Here is a 21,128-nt window from a genome sequence, read left to right as displayed (position 1 = left end):
CCCGACGACCGCCCCCACCAGCCGCCACGCGGCTCGGGTCCGGCTCGGCCGTCCGGCGGGCCTTTGTTGTCGGGGTTCTGTGGCACGATTTTCCGGGTGACCAGCCGATCCACGGAGAGCCAGCGCCTCAGCGACCTCGCGCGGCTGCGTCGCGTCCGCGACCGCATCGACCGGGAGTACGCGCAGCCGCTGGACGTCGAGGCGCTCGCCCGGGGCGTGCACATGTCGGCCGGGCGCCTGAGCCGGGAGTTCCGGCTCGCCTACGGCGAATCCCCGTACAGCTATCTCATGACCCGGCGCGTGGAGCGCGCCATGGCGCTGCTGCGTCGTGGCGACCTGAGCGTCACCGAGGTATGTTTCGCGGTCGGCTGCTCGTCGCTCGGCACCTTCAGCACCCGCTTCACCGAACTGGTCGGTATGCCGCCCAGCACCTACCGGCGGGAGGCGGCGCTGTCGACGGTCGGCCTGCCATCCTGTACGGCGAAGCAGGTCACCAGACCCATCAGGAATCGAGAAGCGCAGGTCACGCCGCCACCCGTAGCGTGACCGGGGCCCGCCCACCCGAGCAGATGGAGAGACGATGAGCAAGGCCACGGACTTGCCCGCGGCACACGTCGCCGACCGCCACGACCTGATCCGGGTGCAGGGCGCTCGCGTCAACAACCTCAAGGACGTCACGGTCGAGCTGCCGAAGCGTCGCCTCACGGTGTTCACCGGGGTCTCCGGTTCGGGCAAGAGCTCGCTGGTGCTCGGCACCATCGCCGCCGAGTCGCAGCGGATGATCAACGAGACCTACAGCGCCTTCCTCCAGGGCTTCATGCCGACGCTGACCCGGCCCGAGGTCGACGTGCTGGCCGGCCTGACCACCGCGATCATCGTCGACCAGGAGCGGATGGGCGCCAACGCCCGCTCCACCGTCGGCACCGCCACCGACGCCAACGCGATGCTGCGCATCCTGTTCAGCCGGCTCGGGCAGCCGCACATCGGCTCGCCGAACGCCTTCTCCTTCAACGTCCCGTCGGTCCGGGCGAGTGGCGCGATCACCGTGGAGCGCGGCGCGGGCAGGACGAAGACCGAGAAGGCGACCTTCAACCGCCTGGGCGGCATGTGCCCGCGCTGCGAGGGCATGGGCGCGGTCACCGACTTCGACCTGTCCGCGCTGTACGACGACAGCAAGTCGCTCAACGAGGGCGCGATCACCATCCCCGGTTACAGCATGGAGGGCTGGTACGGCCGGATCTTCCGGGGCTGCGGCTACTTCGACCCGGACAAGCCGATCAGCAAGTACACGAAGCGGGAGTTGCAGGACCTGCTCCACCGGGAACCGACCAAGATCAAGGTTGAGGGCATCAACCTGACGTACTCGGGCCTGATCCCGCAGATCCAGAAGTCGTTCCTCTCCAAGGACATCGACACGTTGCAGCCGCACATCCGTGCCTTCGTGGACCGGGCGGTCACGTTTACGACCTGCCCCGACTGCGACGGCACCCGGCTCAGCGCCGAGGCCCGGTCGTCGAAGATCGCCGGCAAGAACATCGCCGACGTCTGCGCCATGCAGATCAGCGACCTCGCGGCCTGGGTCCGGGGCATCGAGGAGCCGTCGGTCGCGCCGCTGCTCAGCGGGTTGCAACACCTCCTCGACTCCTTCGAGGAGATCGGGCTGGGCTACCTGTCGCTCGACCGGCCGTCGGGCACGCTCTCCGGCGGCGAGGCGCAGCGCACCAAGATGATCCGCCACCTCGGGTCGTCACTCACCGACGTCACGTACGTCTTCGACGAACCGACGATCGGGCTGCACCCGCACGACATCGCCCGCATGAACGGCCTGCTGCTGCGCCTGCGCGACAAGGGCAACACCGTCCTTGTCGTGGAGCACAAGCCGGAGGCCATCGCCATCGCCGACCACGTCGTCGACCTCGGTCCGGGCGCCGGCACCGCCGGTGGTGAGGTGGTGTTCGAGGGCACCGTCGACGGGCTGCGCGCCAGCGACACCCTGACCGGACGGCACCTCGACGACCGGGCCGCGCTGAAGTCGTCGGTGCGTACGCCGTCCGGCGCGCTCGCCGTGCGGGGCGCGAACACCCACAACCTGCGCGACGTCGACGTCGACATCCCGCTCGGCGTGCTCGTGGTGGTGACCGGCGTGGCCGGTTCGGGCAAGAGCTCGCTCATCCACGGCTCGGTGTCCAGCACCGACGGTGTGGTGTCGGTCGACCAGAGCGCCATCCGCGGCTCCCGACGGAGCAACCCCGCGACGTACACGGGTCTGCTGGAGCCGATCCGCAAGGCGTTCGCGAAGGCCAACGGTGTGAAGCCCGCGCTGTTCAGCGCCAACTCCGAGGGCGCCTGCCCCGGCTGCAACGGCGCCGGTGTCATCTACACCGACCTGGGGATGATGGCCGGCGTGGCCGCCACCTGCGAGGAGTGCGAGGGCCGGCGGTTCCAGGCGTCGGTACTGGAATACCGCTTCGGCGGCCGGGACATCAGCGAGGTGCTCGCCATGTCGGTGACCGAGGCGGAGGCGTTCTTCGGCACGGGCGAGGCGCGTACGCCGGCCGCGCACGCCATCCTCGACCGGCTCGTCGACGTCGGGCTCGGCTATCTCAGCCTCGGCCAGCCGCTGACCACCCTGTCCGGCGGCGAGCGGCAGCGGCTGAAGCTGGCCACCCGCATGGCCGAGAAGGGTGGCATCTACGTCCTCGACGAGCCGACCACCGGCCTGCACCTCGCCGACGTCGAGCAACTGCTCGGCCTGCTGGACCGACTCGTCGACTCCGGCACGTCGGTCATCGTCGTCGAGCACCACCAGGCGGTCATGGCGCACGCCGACTGGATCATCGACCTCGGCCCCGGCGCCGGCCACGACGGCGGCCAGATCGTCTTCGAAGGCACCCCGGCCGACCTGGTAGCCGCCCGCAACACCCTCACCGGCGAACACCTGGCGGAGTACGTCAAAGCCTGAGCCCTCCCGAGCCCTCGGGCCCCCGGACCCTCGGGCCCTCGGGCCCCCGGGCCCCCCCCCGGGCCCCCCCGGGCCCTCGGGCCCTCGGGCTCCGGGCTCCGGGCTCCGCGATCTTGCACTTTCTGTCGCGACATAAGGGCGCATCCCGCCCACAACGACAACCGAAACTGCAAGATCGCGGAGCAAAGGGCCTCGACGCGAGGCGCGTGGGCGCGTGGGGTTCGGGGTGGTGCGGCCCGGCACGGTTCGACGCGAGCCGCGTGGGCGCGTGGGGTGCGTCCCGGCACGGTTCGACGCGAGCGGCGTGGGTGCGTGGGGGTTCCGGGTGGTACGGCCCGGCACGGTTCGACGCGAGCCGGCGGCAAGGGGCGTGGGGTCCGGGGCTCGGCCCCGGGGCAAAATGACAAGCGCCCCAGGTCCGCGCTTCTCAGCGGACATGGAGCGCGAAAGCTTGTGCCCCCGGCAGGATTCGAACCTGCGCCCCCGCCTCCGGAGGGCGGTGCTCTATCCCCTGAGCTACGGGGGCTCAGCGACTGGAGAAGACTAGCAAACCTCCCGCGCGTACGCCGAATCGGTATCGGGTGGGCCGATCGTGTCGGCGACCGGCCCACCCGACACTCAGGCCGCGGCCGCCCGCCCGCAACTGGGCAGCGGGTGCAGGACGATCCGCCGGGGCAGGCGGCGCGGCCACTCGTTGCGGGGCCAGGACCCGTCCACGATCAGGTGCACGGTGCGCTGTTCCTCGCCGCTGAGTCGCAGTACGAAGTCGCGGGGGAGCGGCGGGTCGACGGTCGGCGTCGTGATCATGAAGCGCACCCGGCCCCGGGACGACACGGCGGAGATCACGTCGGCGGCCGGCATCGTGCCACGCAGTCGTACCCGCCCGATCCAGTAGACCTCGGCCAGGTGCTCCTGGGCCGTCCGGGTGATCGCCGGGTACTCGCTGCGTACCCACCGTTCGACCGCGCTGACGCAGAGCCCGCAGGCCCGCTCGCGCGGCTCGCGCGGACCCAACCCCCAGGCCCGGAGGTACGCCCCGACGGCGCCCACGTCCAGCGGAAGGTCGAACCGGCGCTGGATGAGCGCGGTGAGGCTCTGCCGCGTCCACAGCTCCTCGTCCAGGCCGAACTCGTCGGGGTGGACGCCCCGGAGTGTGTCGATCAGTTCGAGTTCCTGCTCGCGGCTGAGCAATCCCGGCTCGCCCTGCCGCTGTCCGCGACGGACGGCTGCCACCGCCCCGTCACCGCCGATGGTGTGGCGTCGGCACCAACTGGTGACCGAGCGCCGTGCGTCTCTGAGTGCAACCCCCACGTCTTGGGCAACGAGCCCGAATCACAACTGGTCACGATATGTGTGGAGAAAACTCTCTAAGCGATGTAATCGCCTGTCCAACGCAAAACGCCCATAAGTGAACGAGTTGGCATCTATAGGGCGCACTGGCCCTCGGGCTGTCCCACAGACCCGTCGGGAAGCGCAGATCGGTGTCGATCTGATCTGGTCCGTCGCCAGGTCGCCGATGTGGCGGCATCCGCACGCCTGGACACCGCCACATCGCCGATCTCGTGTCGATCACGGGCATCCAGGCGGTGTGGGGTGCCTTGATCGACTCGGATTCTTGCAGGCCGGGGTGTCCCGGCCACGCGGACGGCCCGCCTTGCATGAACCCGAGTCGATCATCGAGACCGCGCCGCGCCTGCGCCCCGCCCCGCCCGCGCAAGCGCCCCGCCCGCGCCCCGCCCCGCCCTGCCGTGCAGCGCCCCGCCCCGCCCTGCCGTGCAGCGCCTCGCCCGCCCTGCCGTGCAGCGCCCCGCCCCGCCCCGCCCGCGCCCCGCGCCCTGCCCGCGCTGCGGGCCCGCCGGGTCTCGCAAGGCCTCAGCGCAGACTGGCGTGCCTGAGGCGGCGGCCGGAGATGGGTCGGGCCCGCGTCCCGCCTGCGTGCTGCGGTGACGCGGGCCCGGTGTGCCCGTGGAGTGGATCAGCCCTTGGCCTGCGCCTGGAGCTGCCGGAGGTTGTTCAGCTCGGACTGCTGGGTGGCCTTCATGGTCTCGGCCACGCGTACCACCTCGGCGTTGTGGGTCTCGGCGAGCGCCGTGTCGATCATGTGGATCCCGCCCAGGTGGTGGTTGTACATGAGGGTCAGGAACTGCCGGTCGACCTCGATGCCCTTGGCGTCGCGCAGGGCGGCCATCTGCTGCGGTGTGGCCATGCCCGGCATCAGTCCGTCCTTGACGGTGGCGCCGTCGGACATCCACGACATCGGCGGCTGCGAGCCGGTCGGGCTCAACCCCCACTCGCGCAGCCAGGTCTGCATGGCGCCGATCTCGCCCTGCTGGCCGGTGGCGATGTCGACGGCGATCTGCCGGACCTCGGGCAGCGTCGCCGACCGGTACGCGATCAGGCTCATCTCCACGGCCTGGGTGTGGTGGGTCGTCATGTCCCGGGCGAAGCCCGCCTCGACCGAGGCGTCACCGGGACGGGTGAGCCGGGGGGTGAGCAGACCGCCGGCGTACCCGAGCAACAGCCCCACCACCAGCAGGGCGGTCAACGCGAGCAGCCCGTAGCGCCGTGCCGGCGCCCGGCCGTCCTCTTCCGGGACGACCTCGGCCTCGTCGTACTCGCTGTCGGTGGTGGTGGGGGCTGTCATCGACGTCCTTACTGGGTGGGCGGCTGCTGCTGGAGCTCACGCGGCGTGGTGCCGGTGGCGGTGACGCCCTGGTTGCACAGCGCCGTGGGGCCCTCGACCGAGGCGTTCACCCGCAGGTCCTTGATGAAGTCGTCGATCCGCTTGTCGTCGGCGTTGTCGACCTTGAGCTGGTAGCCCCACGCCTGGAGCGAGATGGGCTTGTCCAGGCCCTCGTACGGGCTCATCAGCATCTTCTCGACGCCACGCACCTTGCCGGCGAGCTTCTCGACCTGGTCCTTGGGCAGGTCGGGGCGGTACGTGATCCACACCGCGCCGTGCTCGAGGCTGTGCACCGCGTGCTCGCTGGCGATCGGGGCGTCGTACACGTCGCCCATGCAGTTCTGCCAGGCGGCGTTGTGCACGCCACCAACGGGCGGCGAGTACTTGTAGGTCAGCGGGCCGGCCTTGTGCGCCTCGTACTTGAGGCTGTCCGGGTCGGACTTGCGGATGTTGGTGATGCCGTCGATGGCGTTGGCCCGCTTGTCCCACGGCTTGGAGCCCTGGAACGCCGCCCAGGCGCCGTAGCCGATGATGCCGGCCGCGAGCACGCCCACGGCGACGAAGAGCGCGATCGGACCCCAGGCGCGGCCCTGGCTCACCTTGACCGGTGCGACCGGCTTGCGGGGGCCCTTGCCACCTGCCCGCGGGGTGCCTCCCGGCTTGCCCGCCGGTTTGCCGGTACCGGCCTTGGCGCCAGACGCCGGCCGGCCTGCGGCCGGCTTCTTGCCGGTGCTGACCACGGTCGGGCGGCGCTCTGGGCCACCCGGGGTGCTGATGCTCATCGTGCCTCGTCAAGTCGGTCGGTCAGGGGAGATGGCGGGCCGGTTGACGCGCAGGGTAGCCGCCGAGTGCCCGAGTCTACCCCCGATAACATGGTTGGGTGACTCCTGCAGAACTAGCCTCGGTCGTCCTCACCGCCGCCCACGCCGTCTTCACCGACCGTGGCCTGGATCACGCCGCGCTGCCGGAGCGCACGGTGGTGGAGCGACCGCGCAACCCCGAGCACGGCGACTACGCCTCCACGCTCGCTCTGCAGTTGAGCAAGAAGGTGGGCGTACCGCCGCGGGAGCTGGCCAGCGCCCTGGCCGACGAGCTCGGTCGGGCGCCCGGGATCAAGTCGGTGGAGATCGCCGGGCCGGGCTTTCTCAACATCCGGCTGGACGCCGCCGCCGCCGGCCAGCTCGCCCGGGTGATCGTCGAGGCCGGCGGGGAGTACGGCCGCAGCGACCGGCTCACGGGCGAGAAGATCAATCTGGAGTTCGTGTCGGCCAACCCCACCGGCCCCGTGCACATCGGCGGGGTCCGCTGGGCGGCCGTCGGCGACGCGCTGAGCCGGCTGCTGCGGGCCACCGGCGCGGACGTCGGCACGGAGTACTACTTCAACGACGCCGGCTCGCAGATCGACCGGTTCGCCCGGTCGCTGCTGGCCGCCGCGAAGGGCGAGGCCGTGCCGGAGGACGGCTACGGCGGCGCGTACATCGCCGAGATCGCCACCGAGGTGCAGGCCCGCCGGCCCGACGTGCTCGGCCTGGACGACGCCGCCGCCCAGGAGGTGTTCCGCGTCGAGGGCGTCGCCCTGATGTTCGACGAGATCCGTTCGTCGCTGCGGGACTTCGGCGTGGAGTTCGACACCTACTTCAACGAGAAGGACCTGCACGACCGGGGCGAGCTGGACCTAGCGCTGGCGCGCCTGCGCGAGCAGGGCCACCTGTACGAGTCCGAGGGCGCCACCTGGCTGCGGACCACCGACTTCGGTGACGACAAGGACCGGGTGCTGCGCAAGTCCAACGGCGAGTGGACGTATTTCGCCGCGGACTGCGCCTACTACCTGGACAAGCGCGAGCGCGGCTTCGAGCGGGTCGTGATCATGCTGGGCGCCGACCACCACGGCTACATCGGCCGGATGAAGGCGATGGCGGCCTGCTTCGGCGACGACCCGGAGCGCAATCTGGAGATCCTCATCGGGCAGCTGGTCAACCTGCTGCGGGACGGCGCTCCGATGCGGATGAGCAAGCGGGCCGGCACCGTGATCACCCTGGAGGACCTGGTCGAGGCGATCGGCGTGGACGCCTCCCGGTACGCGCTGGCCCGCTACTCCAGCGACTCGCCGATCGACATCGACATCGAGCTGTGGACGCGGGCGACCCGCGACAACCCGGTCTACTACGTGCAGTACGTGGCCGCCCGGACGGCCGGCGTGGCCCGCAACGCCGCCGAGGTGGGCCTGGTCCCGGGCGACGCCGACGCGTTCCGCCCCGAGCTGCTCGACCACGAGAAGGAGAACGAGCTGCTCAAGGCGCTCGCCGAGTTCCCGGCGGTGGTGGCCACGGCCGCGGAGCTGCGCGAGCCGCACCGGGTGGCCCGCTACCTGGAGGAGAGCGTCGCCGCCTCCTACCACCGGTTCTACGACAACTGCCGGGTGCTGCCGTTGGGCGACGAGGAGGTCACCGACCTGCACCGCGCCCGGCTCTGGCTCAACAACGCCACCCGCACGGTGATCGCCAACGGTCTGCACCTGCTCGGCGTCTCCGCTCCCGAGAGGATGTGACATGCGGGCTCACGAGGCTGGCGCGCTGCACGCGGACATCAGCGCCCGGGGTCCAGCCTGGCTGCGTACCCCCGAGGACGTCAACGCCCTGCTGCCGACGCTGTGGCCGCGCAGCGTGGCGCGCGGCGAGGACGGCGCGGTCACCGTCGCGGGCCTGAGCGTCCGCGACATCGCGGCCGAGTTCGGCACCCCGGTGTACGTCCTCGACGAGGCCGACCTGCGCTCGCGCTGCCGCGACTTCCGGGCGGCCTTCCCGACCGAGGACGTCTACTACGCGGGCAAGGCGTTCCTCTGCCGGGCGGTGGTCCGGATGATCGCCGAGGAGGGCCTGCACCTGGACGTCTGCACCGGTGGTGAGCTGGCCACCGCGCTGTCGGCCGGTATGCCGCCGGAGCGCATCGGCTTCCACGGCAACAACAAGTCGGTGGCCGAGCTGAGTCGGGCGCTGGACGCCGGCGTCGGCCGGATCATCGTCGACTCGTTCACCGAGATCGACCGGCTCACCGCGCTGGCCCGCGAGCGCGGCGTGCGGCCCCGGGTGCTGGTCCGGGTGACGGTCGGCGTCGAGGCGCACACCCACGAGTTCATCGCGACCGCCCACGAGGACCAGAAGTTCGGTTTCTCGCTCGCCGGTGGGGCGGCGGCCAACGCCGCCTTCAAGATCCTCGACGAGGACGTGCTGGAGCTGCGTGGTCTGCACTCGCACATCGGCTCGCAGATCTTCGACGCCAGCGGTTTCGAGGTGTCGGCCCGGCGGGTGCTCGCCCTCCAGGCGCAGATCCGCGACGCGCGCGGGGTCGAGCTGCCCGAGCTGGACCTGGGCGGCGGCTTCGGCATCGCGTACACCACCCAGGACGACCCGGCGACTCCGCAGGACCTGGCCAAGCGCCTGCGCAAGATCGTCGACTCGGAGTGCGCGGCGGAGAACCTGGCCGTTCCCCACCTGTCGATCGAGCCGGGTCGGGCCATCGTCGGGCCGGCCGTGTTCACCCTCTACGAGGTCGGCACGGTCAAGGACCTCGACGGCATCCGAACGTACGTGAGCGTGGACGGCGGGATGAGCGACAACATCCGTACCGCCCTCTACGACGCCTCGTACTCGGCGACCCTGGCCTCGCGCGCCTCGGCGGCGGAGCCGTTGCTCGCCCGCGTGGTGGGAAAGCATTGTGAGTCCGGGGACATCGTGGTGAAGGATGAATTCCTGCCCGCCGACGTGCAGCCCGGAGATCTTGTCGCGGTGCCCGGCACCGGCGCGTACTGCCGGAGCATGGCCAGCAACTACAACCATGTGCCCCGGCCGCCGGTCGTCGCGGTACGCGACGGCCAGGCGCGCCTGATCGTCCGGCGGGAAACCGAAGAGGACCTGCTGGCATTGGATGTGGGATGACGTCACCTGTGCGCTTGGCTCTGCTCGGCTGTGGCACGGTCGGCCAGGAGGTGGTCCGGCTGCTGCACGAGCAGTCGGCCGACCTGGCCGCCCGTATCGGCGCTCCACTGGAGATCGCCGGCATCGCCGTCCGCCGGCTCGGCCGTGACCGCGGTGACCTGCCGATCGACGAGAGCCTGTTCACCACCGACGCGCTCGGGCTGATCAAGCGCGACGACGTGGACGTGGTCATCGAGGTGGTGGGCGGGATCGAGCCGGCCCGGAGCTGGCTGGTCGAGGCGCTGCGCGCCGGCAAGAGCGTGGTCACCGCCAACAAGGCGCTGCTCGCCGAGGACGGCGTCGCGCTGCACGAGGCGGCCGCCGAGGGTGGCGGGGACCTCTACTACGAGGCGTCCGTGGCCGGGGCCATTCCGCTGCTGCGCCCGCTGCGCGAGTCGCTGCACGGCGACCGGATCAACCGGGTCACCGGCATCGTCAACGGCACCACCAACTTCATCCTGTCCGCGATGGACGCCACCGGCGCCGGCTTCGCCGAGGCCCTCGAGGAGGCCACCGAGCTGGGGTACGCCGAGGCCGACCCCACCGCCGACGTGGAGGGCTTCGACGCGGCGGCCAAGGCGGCCATCCTCGCCTCGCTGGCGTTCCACACCCGGGTCGGCGCCGCCGACGTGCACCGCGAGGGCATCACCGAGGTGACCGCCGCGGACATGGCCAGCGCCCAGGCGATGGGGTGCACGATCAAGCTGCTCTGCATCGCGGCGCGGGGCGTCGACGCCGCCGGTCAGGAGACGGTCAGCGTCCGGGTGCACCCGGCGATGATCCCGCGTAGCCACCCGCTGGCCAGCGTCGGCGACGCGTTCAACGCGGTCTTCGTCGAGGCGGACGCGGCTGGTCAGCTCATGTTCTACGGCCGGGGCGCGGGTGGCGCGCCGACCGCCAGCGCGGTGCTCGGCGACGTGGTGGCGGTGTCCCGCAACCGGCTCGCCGGTGTCCGCGCGGCCAGCGAGAGCGCGTACGCCGACCTGTCGGTGCGGCCGATGGGCGAGGCGCTGACCCGCTACCACGTCAGCCTGGACGTGGCCGACCGCTCGGGTGTGCTGGCCGCGGTGGCGAGCGTGTTCGCCCGGCACGACGTGTCGATCGCGACCGTGCGCCAGGGCTCGGCGGGTGGCCCTCCCGGCCGCGACGGCGACGCCGAGCTGGTCATCGTCACCCACGTCGCGCCGGACGCCGCGCTCGCCGCGACCGTCGGCGAACTGCGCGGTCTGGACATCGTCCGGTCGGTGACGAGTGTGCTGCGGGTCGAGGGCGGCGCCTGAGTCGTTGGACCATCGGGGGTGCGGGCGTCCCGCCAGGTGGGTAACCCGGGGTGTGCCATCGATGGCTGCGGCAGGGTGGTCCAGGGTGACCCGGTGCTCGGGTCGGTCCGGCGGCAGAGAGGCGAGGAGAGCGACATGTGGCGGGGTCTGATCGAGGCGTACCGGGATCGATTGCCCGTCAGCGCGGCCACGCCGGTTGTCACGCTGCACGAGGGGAACACCCCGCTGCTGCCGGCGCCGGTTCTCTCGGCCCGGCTGGGCTGTGACGTCTACCTGAAGGTGGAGGGGGCCAACCCGACCGGCTCCTTCAAGGACCGGGGGATGACCCTCGCGGTGTCGAAGGCGGTCGAGGCCGGCAACAAGGCGATCATCTGCGCCTCCACCGGCAACACCAGCGCCTCCGCCGCGGCGTACGCGGCCCGGGCCGGGCTGACCTGCGCGGTGCTGGTGCCACAGGGCAAGATCGCGCTGGGCAAGCTGGCCCAGGCGCTGGTGCACGGGGCGAAGCTGCTCCAGGTCAGCGGCAATTTCGACGACTGCCTGGCGCTCGCCGCGAAGCTGGCCCAGGATCACCCGGTCGCGCTGGTCAACTCGGTCAACATCGATCGCCTGCACGGGCAGAAGACGGCCGCGTTCGAGATCGTCGAGGCGCTCGGCGACGCGCCGGACATCCACTGCCTGCCGGTCGGCAACGCCGGCAACATCTCCGCGTACTGGATGGGATATTCCGAGGAGCACGCCGCCGGCGCCACCACGCGGACGCCGAAGATGTACGGCTTCCAGGCGTCCGGCGCGGCGCCGATCGTGACCGGCCAGGTGGTGCCGGAGCCGTCCACCATTGCCACCGCGATCCGGATCGGCAATCCGGCGAGCTGGACGAAGGCGCTCGACGCGCGGGAAGCCTCCGGCGGCCTCATCGCGGCGGTGACCGACCGGGAGATCCTGTCGGCGTACCGGCTGCTCGCCCGCGAGGTGGGCGTGTTCGTCGAGCTGGGCAGCGCGGCCAGCGTGGCGGGTCTGCTCCAGCAGGCGGCGGCGGGCGCGGTGCCGGCCGGCTCGACGGTGGTCTGCACGGTGACCGGTCACGGCCTGAAGGACCCGGAGTGGGCGATCTCCACCGCGCCCGCACCGCTGACCATCGGCAACGATCCGTTGGCCGCCGCCCGCGCCCTCGACCTGGCCTGAGAGCGGCACCACCGCCGAGGGCGGGCCGCCCCCGGGGGCGGCGGGGGTTCCGGTGATCGAGTCCGGCACACTTTCACGTATCCCCGCCCGCATTCTCTTTCAGGAGTGAGCCAGGCCGATGTCGCTGCTCGCCAGATTCAGCCTCGCCAACCGAGGGCTGGTCGCCCTCATCGCGGTGGTGACCACGGCGTTCGGAGCGTTCGCCGTGCCGTCGCTGAAGCAGCAACTGCTGCCGTCGCTCGAGTTCCCGGCCGCGTTCATCGTGGCCGCCTACCCCGGCGCCGGACCCGAGATCGTCGAGTCGCAGGTGACCGAGCCGATCGAGAACGCCCTGCAGGGCATTCCGGGACTGGACAAGATCACCTCCACGTCCCGCGAGGGGTCGGCCACGGTCCAGGTCGAGTACGAGTTCGGCACCGACCTGGACGACGTGGTCAACAAGATGCAGACCGCGCTGAGCCGGATCGACGCCCAGTTGCCGGACAGCGTCGACCCGCAGGTCATCGCGGGCAGCACCGACGACCTGCCGGCGGTGGTGCTGGCCGCGACCGGCGGCGTGGACGAGCGGGCGCTCGCCGAGAAGCTGCGCGCGACGGTGGTGCCGGAGTTGGAGGGCATCGAGGGCGTCCGCACGGTCGAGGTGACCGGTACCCGCGACGACGTCGTGGTGGTCACCCCGGACCCGGCGAAGCTGGCCGCGGCGAAGCTCGTGCCGACCGCGATCGGCACCGCCCTGAAGACCAACGGCGTCTCCATCCCGGCCGGCGCGGTGACCTCGGGCGGCCTGGCCCTGCCGGTGCAGGTCGGCACGCCGGTCGCCACCGTGGACGACCTGCGCGGCATCGTCGTCGCGCCGGGCGCGAGCCCGGTGCGCCTGGGTGACGTGGCGACGGTCGAGCAGCAGCTCGCCCCGGCCACCGCGATCACCCGGACCAACGGCAAGGACAGCCTCGGCATCGCCGTCACCGCTTCGCCGGACGGCAACGCGGTGGAGATCTCCCACGAGATCCGCGACCGGCTGGCCGACCTGAAGGACGCCTCCGGTGCGGAGCTGACGGTCGTGTTCGACCAGGCGCCGTTCGTGGAGAAGTCGATCGAGTCGTTGACCACCGAGGGCCTGCTGGGCCTGGTGATGGCGGTCATCGTCATCCTGGTCTTCCTGCTGTCGGTGCGCTCGACGGTGGTGACCGCGGTCTCCATTCCGCTCTCCGTGCTGGTGGCGCTGATCGCCCTCTGGATCGGCGACTACTCGCTCAACCTGCTCACCCTCGGCGCGCTGACCATCGCGGTGGGCCGGGTGGTGGACGACTCGATCGTCGTGCTGGAAAACATCAAACGGCATCTGGAGTACGGCGAGGAGAAGCAGCACGCGATCATCACCGGCGTCCGTGAGGTGGCCGGAGCGGTGACCGCGTCCACCCTCACCACGGTGGCGGTGTTCGCCCCGATCGCGCTGGTCGGCGGGTTCGTGGGGCAGCTCTTCGCGCCGTTCGCGATCACCGTGACGGTGGCCCTGCTCGCCTCGCTGCTGGTCTCGCTGACGGTGATCCCGGTGCTGGCGTACTGGTTCCTCAAGCCGCGTGGCGGCACCGTCGACGACGAGGCGGTGCGTCGCGAGGCGGAGGAGAAGGAGCTGCGCAACCCGTTGCAGCGGGCGTACCTGCCGGTGATCGGCTTCGCCACCCGCAAACGGTCGACCCGCTGGATCACGGTCGGGCTCGGCCTGCTGGTGCTCTTCGCCACCTTCGGGCTGGCGCAGAAGCTGGAGACGAACTTCCTGGACGACTCCGGCCAGGACACGCTCAGCTTCCGGCAGGAGCTGCCGGCGGGCAGCAGTCTGGCCGCGACGGACGCGGCGGCCAAGCAGGTCGAGGCGGTCCTCGGGCGGACCGACGGGGTCGACACGTACCAGGTGACGGCCGGCGGCGGCGACACGCCGTGGGCGGGCGGCGGCGGCAACAACGTCGCGAGCTGGTCGTTGGCGCTCGGCGGGGACAAGGACGCCAAGCAGGTACGCGAGGAGCTGCGCCGGGAGTTCGACAAGCTCGGCACCAGCGTGGGCGAGGTCGGTTTCGGCGGTGGCCAGGACGCCTCGACCAGTCAACTGGAGGTGATCGTCCAGGCCAGCGACCCGGAGGTGCTGACCCGCGCCGCCGAGGCGGCCCGTACGGCGATGGACGACGTCCCGGACGTCGAGGACGTCACCACGAGCCTCGCCGCGCGCGTGCCGCGGGTGGACGTGACCGTCGACCGGGTCGCCGCGGGTCGGGTCGGCCTCACCGAGGCCGCCGTGGGTCAGCTCGTGTCGCAGGCGTTCCGTGGCGCTCCGCTGGGTCAGGTGGCGCTGGACGGCCGCCAGCAGGACGTGGTGCTGCGGCTGAGCGCGACCGCGCCGGTGTCGGTGGAGGAGCTGCGCGCCCTTCCGGTCGGGCCGGTGAAGCTGGACGACATCGCGGACGTCACGCAGGCCGAGGGGCCGCAGCAGGTGTCCCGGATCGACGGTGAGCGCAGTGTCTCGGTGACCGGCGCCGCGACCGGGTCCAACCTGGGCGCGACGACCAAGGAGTTGCAGAAGCGGCTCGACGGCATCGACGTCCCGGGAGCGACCTTCACCATCGGTGGGGTCAGCGCCGACCAGTCGGACGCCTTCGGCGACCTGGGCCTGGCGGTGCTCGTCGCCATCGCGATCGTGTTCCTGATCATGGTGGCGACGTTCCGCAGCCTCACCCAGGCGTTGATCCTGCTGATCTCCATCCCGTTCGCGTCCACCGGCGCGATCGGTCTGCTGCTGGTCACCGGGACGCCGCTGGGCGTGCCGGCGCTGATCGGTGTGCTGATGCTGGTCGGCATCGTGGTGACCAACGCGATCGTGCTGCTCGACCTGATCAACCAGTACCGGGCCCGGGGCATGGGGGTCCAGGAGGCGGTGGTCGAGGGCGGCCGACGGCGGCTGCGCCCGATCCTGATGACCGCGGTCGCGACGATCTTCGCGCTGCTGCCGATGGCCTTCGGGTTGACCGGGGAGGGCGGCTTCATCTCGCAGCCGCTGGCGGTCGTGGTGATCGGTGGCCTGCTCAGCTCGACGCTGCTGACGCTGATCCTGGTGCCGACCCTCTACTCGATGGTGGAGCACACCAAGGAGTCGCTGCGCGAGCGCCGTCATCGGGGGCGCTCCGGTGACGCGGCGCCGAGCGGGTCGGCGAACGTCGAGCCGGACGGCCCGAACCAGGTCGCGGTGCCGACGGGCGCGCCGGCGGCGACGTCGGCCGAGAGCACGCAGCCGTCGGCGGCGCGCCCCGCGCCGTCGGGTGCCCTGGTGGACGGCACGGACCAGTTCGAGGTGCTGCGACTGCCCCGCAGCCGCAGGTCGCCGCTGCCCCCGTCGGAGCCGACCGAGTAGTCGACCGGCATCGCAGGCAGCGCCCCCGCAGGGATTCCTGTCGGGGGCGCTGCTCCGTGCCCATGCCGATCGAACGACCTGACCTCACCTTTGCGTCACGTCTTGCATACTCCTGGTAGATGTTGGCGTAGACGAGCGGGGCAGGCAGATGACCGAGGGCGCGCGCGGGTGGTCCCGGCGCGACCTGCTGCGCCGAAGCGCGCTGGTGGTGACCGGAGCGGCCGCCGGTGCGGGCGTCACGGACGTCTGGTTGACGCACCGGCGGCTGCCGGTTGCCGGCGGCCCGGCCAGCGCCACGGTCGGCAACGGAGCGCAGAGCGTCGGCGACGGCGTCCTGCCGGTCGTCTGGTCGGGGTCGACCACCCAGCGGCTGGTCGCGCTCACCTTCGACGACGGCCCCGCGCCACAGTGGACGCCCATGGTGCTGGACACCCTCGCCCAGCACCGGGTGCCCGCCACGTTCTTCCTGGTCGGCACCCAGGTTCGCAAGCACGCCGACCTCGTACGCGACCGGCTCGGCGAGCACGAGGTCGGCAATCACAGTTGGGCGCACCGGGACCTCGCCCAGTTGGACGCCGCCGCGGTGTACGACGACCTGAGTCGCACCCACGACGTGATCACCGACGTGACGGGCCGTGCGCCCCGGCTGGTCCGCCCGCCGTACGGCCACCTGGGTGGGGCGGTGCTGCACGCGGCCGCGCGGTTGAACTATCGGCTGGTGCTCTGGTCGTTGCAGATGGTCGAGCGGGAGTTCGCCGGCGACCCGGCCGGTCATGCCATCCGGATCGTCAACGGGGTCCGGCCCGGGACGATCCTGCTCGGGCACGACGTCGGTCCGCGGCGGCGTCTGGTCGCGCTGCGTGGCCTCCCGGAGATGATCGGCGGGCTCCGGGAGCGCGGGTACACCTTCGTCACCGTCTCGGCGCTGCTGGGAGCGGGTGTGGGCCCGATGCCGACCGGGTAGGGTGCCGGTCCGTGGCGTCCACCCTTTCGGTCCTTACCGGCAATCGGAGCTTCCGCAACCTCTTCCTCGCCGAACTGGTGGTCTTCGGCGCTGACTGGTTCGTCATGGTGCCGCTGCTGGTGCTGCTCCCGCATCTGACGGGTAGCGGCGTCTGGGGGGCGCTGGTGCTGGCGGTGGACACCGGCATCGTGGCGCTCCTGCTGCCGTACACCGGCACCATCGCCGACCGGTTCGACCGGCGCAAGATCATGATCATTGCGAACGTGGCCGCGCTGGCCGGTGTGCTGCTGCTGCTCGGCGTCCGCGACCGCGGCACGGCCTGGTTGGCGCTGGTGGCGATCGGGGCCGTCGCGGTCGCCAAGGCGTTCTACTCGCCGGCCGCCCAGGCCGCGCTGCCCAACGTGCTGGAGCCGCACGAGTTGGCGGCCGGTAACGCGGTGGCCGGCTCGGCCTGGGGCACCATGACGGTGGTGGGCGCCTCGCTCGGTGGCGTGCTCAGCTCGGCCGCCGGCCCGTACGCCTGCTTCTGGGTGGCGGCGGCCGGCCTGGCGCTGGCCGCGGGCCTCGCCACGCGGATCCGCCGGCCGTTGCAGGCGGCCCGCGACCCGTTGTTGCCGGCGCAGCGGACCTGGTCGGCGGTCCGTGAGGCGCTCGGCTACATCGGGCACCGGCCTCGGGTGCTGGCGCTGGTCACGGTCAAGTCGGCGGTCGGCCTGGGCAACGGGGTGCTGACCGTGTTCCCGCTGCTCGCCGGGATGTACGGCGTCGGTTCGCTGGGCGCGGGTCTGCTCTTCGCGGTACGCGGCGCGGGCGCGCTGGTCGGGCCCATCCTGATGCGCCGGGTGTTGACCAACCGGTCCTGGCTGCTGCCCGGGCTCGCGCTGTCCATGTCGCTCTACGGGCTGTCCTATGTGGGCGTGTCGGTGGTCCGCTGGTTTCCGCTGGTGCTGCTGCTGGTGTTCGTGGCGCACTTCGCCGGCGGCAGCAACTGGGTGATGTCGAACTTCGCCCTCCAGGGCGAGGTGCCGGACCGGCTGCGTGGGCGGGTGTTCGCGACCGACATGATGCTCGCGACGCTGGCCATCTCGGTGAGTCAGCTGGCGGTTGCCCTGGTCGTGGACGTGGTGGACGAGCGGGTGGTGCTGGCCGGCTGCGGGCTGGTCACCGTCGTGTACGCGGTCGGCTGGCGGATCGCCACCCGCCGTCTCTCGCTGACCGATCCGGCCGCCGAACCGGTCCCCGACCCGGCGACCTGAGACCTGGTCGGTCCCATGGTGCGGGCGAGCGGCCGAATCGTCGGTGTCGGGTCCTAGCATGGGCCCGTGCCGACGAACTTCACCGCCGGGCCGGTCCGGGTCCGGGTTCCCGCGACGAGCGCCAATCTCGGTCCGGGCTTCGACGCGCTGGGGCTCGCCCTCGGGCTCTACGACGACCTCGCCGCCGAGGTGTCGACCGGCGGGGTCCGGGTATCGGTGACCGGTCAGGGCGCCGGTGAGCTGCCGGTCGACGATCAGCACCTGGTGGTGCGGGCCATGCGTGCCACGTTCGACGTCCTGGGGGCGCACCCCACGGGCCTGAGCGTGGAGTGCGTCAACCGGATACCGCAGGCACGCGGCCTCGGCTCGTCGTCGGCCGCCATCGTCGCCGGGGTGTTGCTGGCCCGTGCCCTGGTCGTCGACGGCGAGCGGCTGCTGGACGAGTCGGCTGTCCTCCGGCTCGCCGCCGAGATCGAGGGCCATCCGGACAATGTCGCGCCCTGTCTGCTCGGCGGCTTCACGCTGGCGTGGACCGAGACGGACGGCGCTCGTGCGGTGTCCCTGCCGGTCGCCGACGCCGTACGACCCACTGTTCTCGTACCCTCCGAGCGCGGCCTGACCGCGACCGCCCGGGCGGCTCTGCCGACCACCGTGCCCCACGCCGACGCCGCGTTGACCGCGGGACGGGCGGCGTTGCTGGTGCACGCGCTCACCACGGACCCGTCCCTGCTGCTGCCGGCCACCGTCGACCGGCTGCACCAGGACTACCGCGCGGCGGGTATGCCGGGCACATCGTCGCTGGTCAGAGCGTTGCGAGAGGCGGGTGTGGCGGCTGTGGTCTCCGGGGCCGGGCCGACCGTGCTGGCGTTCGACGAGCCGCCGGCCGGCTTCGACGCGGGAACAGACTGGCAGATCTGGAAGTTACCGATAGACGTCAGCGGTGCCCGGGTCGCCCGGGGTAGACTTGGACACGCCGAGCGGGACCCTGTTGCCGCAGGTCGGAAGAGTTGATTACGCTCTAGACCTAGCACAGCCGCGAAGCACGCGATCTCCTGCGGGGCGGCGCACCCCCGAAGCTCTCGGCGGTCAGCCCGTCACCCCTGCCAAGGCCCACGCCGCACCGCAGTTTCCACAGGTCGCCGCAGACGGCGAGACCTGCCCACCGACGTTTGGTGGGTCGGGAAACCACCGGCTGCTGTGTCACAGACTCCCGCGACGCGTCCTTGCGAGGCGGGTGCACCGAGGCCGCCCGGCCACCTGAGCTCCGACTCCGGGCAGTCCCGGCCTTATCGAGGGAAGGAATCCATTGAGCGACACCACCGACGTGACGTCGGATGTTTCCAACGTCGCTGGCGATGCCACCGCTGCCGCTCCCGCCCGTCGTCGGCGCAGCGGTACCGGTCTGTCGGCGATGCTGCTGCCAGAGCTGCAGAGCCTGGCTGCGTCGCTCGGCATCTCCGGCACTGCTCGCATGCGCAAGGGTGAGCTGATCGCCGCGATCTCCGAGCGGCAGGGCGGCAACGCCGCCGGAACCCCTCGACCGCGAGCCGAGGTCGCCGCTGCGGCCGCTCCGGCCCGTGAGGAGGTGCGGGAAACCGTGGACCGTCCGGCGGCCGAGGGTCGCAGCACCGACCAGGCGCCGGCCGAGCCGGCCACCGAGACCGAGAGCCGCGGTCGTTCGCGGCGCAGCCGGACCGCCGCGGCGGAGGCCCGTACCTCCGAGGTCGGCACCTCCGAGCCGCGTGCCGCCGAGGCCCGTACGGACGAGTTCGACAGCGGCGAGCGGTCCGAGCGTGGCGAGAACCGCCGCGACCGGGCCGAGCGCAACGACCGCTCTGACCGGGCCGAGCGCAACGACCGGGGCGAGCGTGCCGAGCGGGGCGACCGTAACGATCGGGGCGACCGTAACGAGCGGGGCGAGCGGGCCGAGCGCAACGATCGGGGCGAGCGCTCCGACCGGGGCGAGCGGGCCGAGCGCAACGACCGGGGCGAGCGTGCCGACCGGGGCGAGCGTGCCGAGCGGGGCGACCGCAACGAGCGCAACGACCGGGGCGACCGCAACGACCGTAACGACCGTTCGGAGCGCGCCGACCGCAACGACCGTGGTCAGCGCGTCGAGCGCGACAACGACGACGAGGACGGCGAGGGCGGCGGTCGGCGTGGCCGGCGCAGCCGCTTCCGGGACCGTCGCCGTGGTCGTGGCGAGCGCGGGGACACCGGCGGGGACACCGGCGGCGGCCGTGAGCCGCAGGTCGGCGAGGACGAGGTGCTCGTCCCCGTGGCCGGCATCATCGACGTGCTCGACAACTACGCCTTCGTACGGACGACCGGCTACCTGGCCGGCCCGAACGACGTCTACGTCTCGATGTCCCAGATCAAGAAGTACGGCCTGCGTCGCGGTGACGCGATCACCGGCGCCGTGCGGGCGGCACGCGAGGGTGGCAACAGCGGCGACCAGCGGCGGGACAAGTACAACCCGCTGATGCGGCTGGACACGATCAACGGGATGGAGCCGGAGGAGGCGCGGCGTCGGCCCGAGTTCTACAAGCTCACGCCGCTCTACCCGCAGGAGCGCCTGCGGCTGGAGACGGAGCCGCACATCCTGACCACCCGGGTCATCGACCTGGTCATGCCGATCGGCAAGGGCCAGCGGGCGCTCATCCAGTCTCCGCCGAAGGCGGGTAAGACGATGGTGCTGCAGGCGATCGCCAACGCGATCACCCGCAACAACCCGGAGTGCCACCTCATGGTGGTGCTGGTCGACGAGCGGCCCGAAGAGGTCACCGACATGCAGCGGTCGATCAAGGGCGAGGTCATCGCGGCCACGTTCGACCGTCCGCCGCAGGACCACACCACGGTGGCCGAGCTGGCCATCGAGCGGGCCAAGCGTCTGGTCGAGCTGGGGCACGACGTCGTCGTGCTGCTCGACTCGGTGACCCGGCTCGGTCGGTCGTACAACCTGGCGGCGCCGGCCAGCGGCCGGATCATGTCGGGTGGTATCGACTCCACCGCGCTCTACCCGCCGAAGCGTTTCCTCGGCGCGGCCCGCAACATCGAGAACGGCGGCTCCCTGACCATCATCGCTACGGCGCTGGTGGAGACCGGTTCCATGGCGGACACGGTCATCTTCGAGGAGTTCAAGGGCACCGGTAACGCGGAGTTGAAGCTGGACCGGAAGATCGCCGACAAGCGGACCTTCCCGGCCATCGACATCAACCCGTCCGGCACCCGTAAGGAAGAGGTCCTGCTCGCGCCCGAGGAGCTGGCCATCATCCACAAGCTCCGCAAGGTGCTGCACTCGCTGGACTCGCAGGCCGCGATGGACCTGCTGCTGGACCGCCTCAAGCAGTCCCGCACCAACATCGAGTTCCTGATGCAGATCGCGAAGTCGACGCCGGGGGAGTGATCCCCAGGTGACGTGAAG

14 protein-coding genes and 1 tRNA gene are annotated in these 21,128 nt (G+C 71.6%); 11 read left to right on the top strand and 4 right to left on the bottom strand.

Going from position 1 to position 21,128, the window contains the following annotated elements; genetic code table 11:
- The first annotated feature begins 96 nt into the window (after positions 1 to 96).
- On the top strand, positions 97 to 546 hold the full coding sequence (locus ACQPZK_RS26155; protein ID WP_433535481.1) for a helix-turn-helix transcriptional regulator: 450 nt from the start codon (positions 97 to 99) through the stop codon (positions 544 to 546).
- 34 nt (positions 547 to 580) lie between these two features.
- Positions 581 to 2,962 (top strand): ATP-binding cassette domain-containing protein, encoded by a 2,382-nt coding sequence (locus ACQPZK_RS26150; RefSeq protein WP_433535480.1) that lies wholly within the window; start codon positions 581 to 583, stop codon positions 2,960 to 2,962.
- 454 nt (positions 2,963 to 3,416) lie between these two features.
- On the opposite strand, the gene ACQPZK_RS26145 is transcribed toward ACQPZK_RS26150, so the two are convergent.
- The 4 genes from ACQPZK_RS26145 to ACQPZK_RS26130 form a co-directional block, all read right to left on the bottom strand.
- Positions 3,417 to 3,488, bottom strand: a tRNA-Arg gene (locus tag ACQPZK_RS26145).
- Between the two features lie 92 nt (positions 3,489 to 3,580).
- Entirely contained in the window at positions 3,581 to 4,273 is a 693-nt protein-coding gene (locus ACQPZK_RS26140) for a winged helix-turn-helix domain-containing protein (RefSeq protein WP_433535479.1), read from the bottom strand.
- Between the two features lie 664 nt (positions 4,274 to 4,937).
- On the bottom strand, positions 4,938 to 5,606 hold the full coding sequence (locus ACQPZK_RS26135; protein ID WP_433535478.1) for a DUF305 domain-containing protein: 669 nt from the start codon (positions 5,604 to 5,606) through the stop codon (positions 4,938 to 4,940).
- Between the two features lie 8 nt (positions 5,607 to 5,614).
- A complete protein-coding gene (locus ACQPZK_RS26130; RefSeq protein ID WP_433535477.1) occupies positions 5,615 to 6,427 on the bottom strand; it encodes a DUF3105 domain-containing protein in 813 nt (270 codons plus the stop codon).
- 98 nt (positions 6,428 to 6,525) lie between these two features.
- On the opposite strand from ACQPZK_RS26130, the gene argS reads away from it, so the two are divergent.
- From argS to rho, 9 genes are all read left to right on the top strand, one after another.
- Positions 6,526 to 8,193 carry an arginine--tRNA ligase gene (gene argS / locus ACQPZK_RS26125; RefSeq protein WP_433535476.1) on the top strand — a complete coding sequence of 556 codons (1,668 nt, stop codon included), beginning with the start codon at positions 6,526 to 6,528 and terminating at the stop codon, positions 8,191 to 8,193.
- 1 nt (position 8,194) lies between these two features.
- Entirely contained in the window at positions 8,195 to 9,580 is a 1,386-nt protein-coding gene (lysA, locus tag ACQPZK_RS26120) for a diaminopimelate decarboxylase (protein ID WP_433535475.1), read from the top strand.
- A gap of 8 nt (positions 9,581 to 9,588) precedes the next feature.
- Positions 9,589 to 10,899, top strand: a complete 1,311-nt coding sequence (locus ACQPZK_RS26115) for a homoserine dehydrogenase (protein WP_433539322.1) — start codon at positions 9,589 to 9,591, stop codon at positions 10,897 to 10,899.
- A gap of 135 nt (positions 10,900 to 11,034) precedes the next feature.
- Entirely contained in the window at positions 11,035 to 12,084 is a 1,050-nt protein-coding gene (thrC, locus tag ACQPZK_RS26110) for a threonine synthase (RefSeq protein ID WP_433535474.1), read from the top strand.
- Between the two features lie 118 nt (positions 12,085 to 12,202).
- The gene (locus ACQPZK_RS26105; RefSeq protein ID WP_433535473.1) at positions 12,203 to 15,484 is read left to right on the top strand and encodes an efflux RND transporter permease subunit; all 3,282 of its coding nucleotides are present in this window, start codon (positions 12,203 to 12,205) and stop codon (positions 15,482 to 15,484) included.
- 148 nt (positions 15,485 to 15,632) lie between these two features.
- Positions 15,633 to 16,448 (top strand): polysaccharide deacetylase family protein, encoded by an 816-nt coding sequence (locus tag ACQPZK_RS26100; protein ID WP_433535472.1) that lies wholly within the window; start codon positions 15,633 to 15,635, stop codon positions 16,446 to 16,448.
- 11 nt (positions 16,449 to 16,459) lie between these two features.
- On the top strand, positions 16,460 to 17,704 hold the full coding sequence (locus tag ACQPZK_RS26095) for an MFS transporter (RefSeq protein WP_433535471.1): 1,245 nt from the start codon (positions 16,460 to 16,462) through the stop codon (positions 17,702 to 17,704).
- Between the two features lie 66 nt (positions 17,705 to 17,770).
- A complete protein-coding gene (gene thrB, locus ACQPZK_RS26090) occupies positions 17,771 to 18,715 on the top strand; it encodes a homoserine kinase (RefSeq protein WP_433535470.1) in 945 nt (314 codons plus the stop codon).
- A gap of 295 nt (positions 18,716 to 19,010) precedes the next feature.
- Entirely contained in the window at positions 19,011 to 21,110 is a 2,100-nt protein-coding gene (rho, locus tag ACQPZK_RS26085; protein WP_433535469.1) for a transcription termination factor Rho, read from the top strand.
- The last annotated feature ends 18 nt before the right edge of the window (positions 21,111 to 21,128 follow it).

It is taken from the genome of Micromonospora sp. CA-249363 (genome assembly GCF_050950185.1).
GTDB lineage: Bacteria > Actinomycetota > Actinomycetes > Mycobacteriales > Micromonosporaceae > Micromonospora.
The sequence above is the reverse complement of the archived record's forward strand: the minus strand, read 5'-3'. Positions and strand labels throughout refer to the sequence as shown.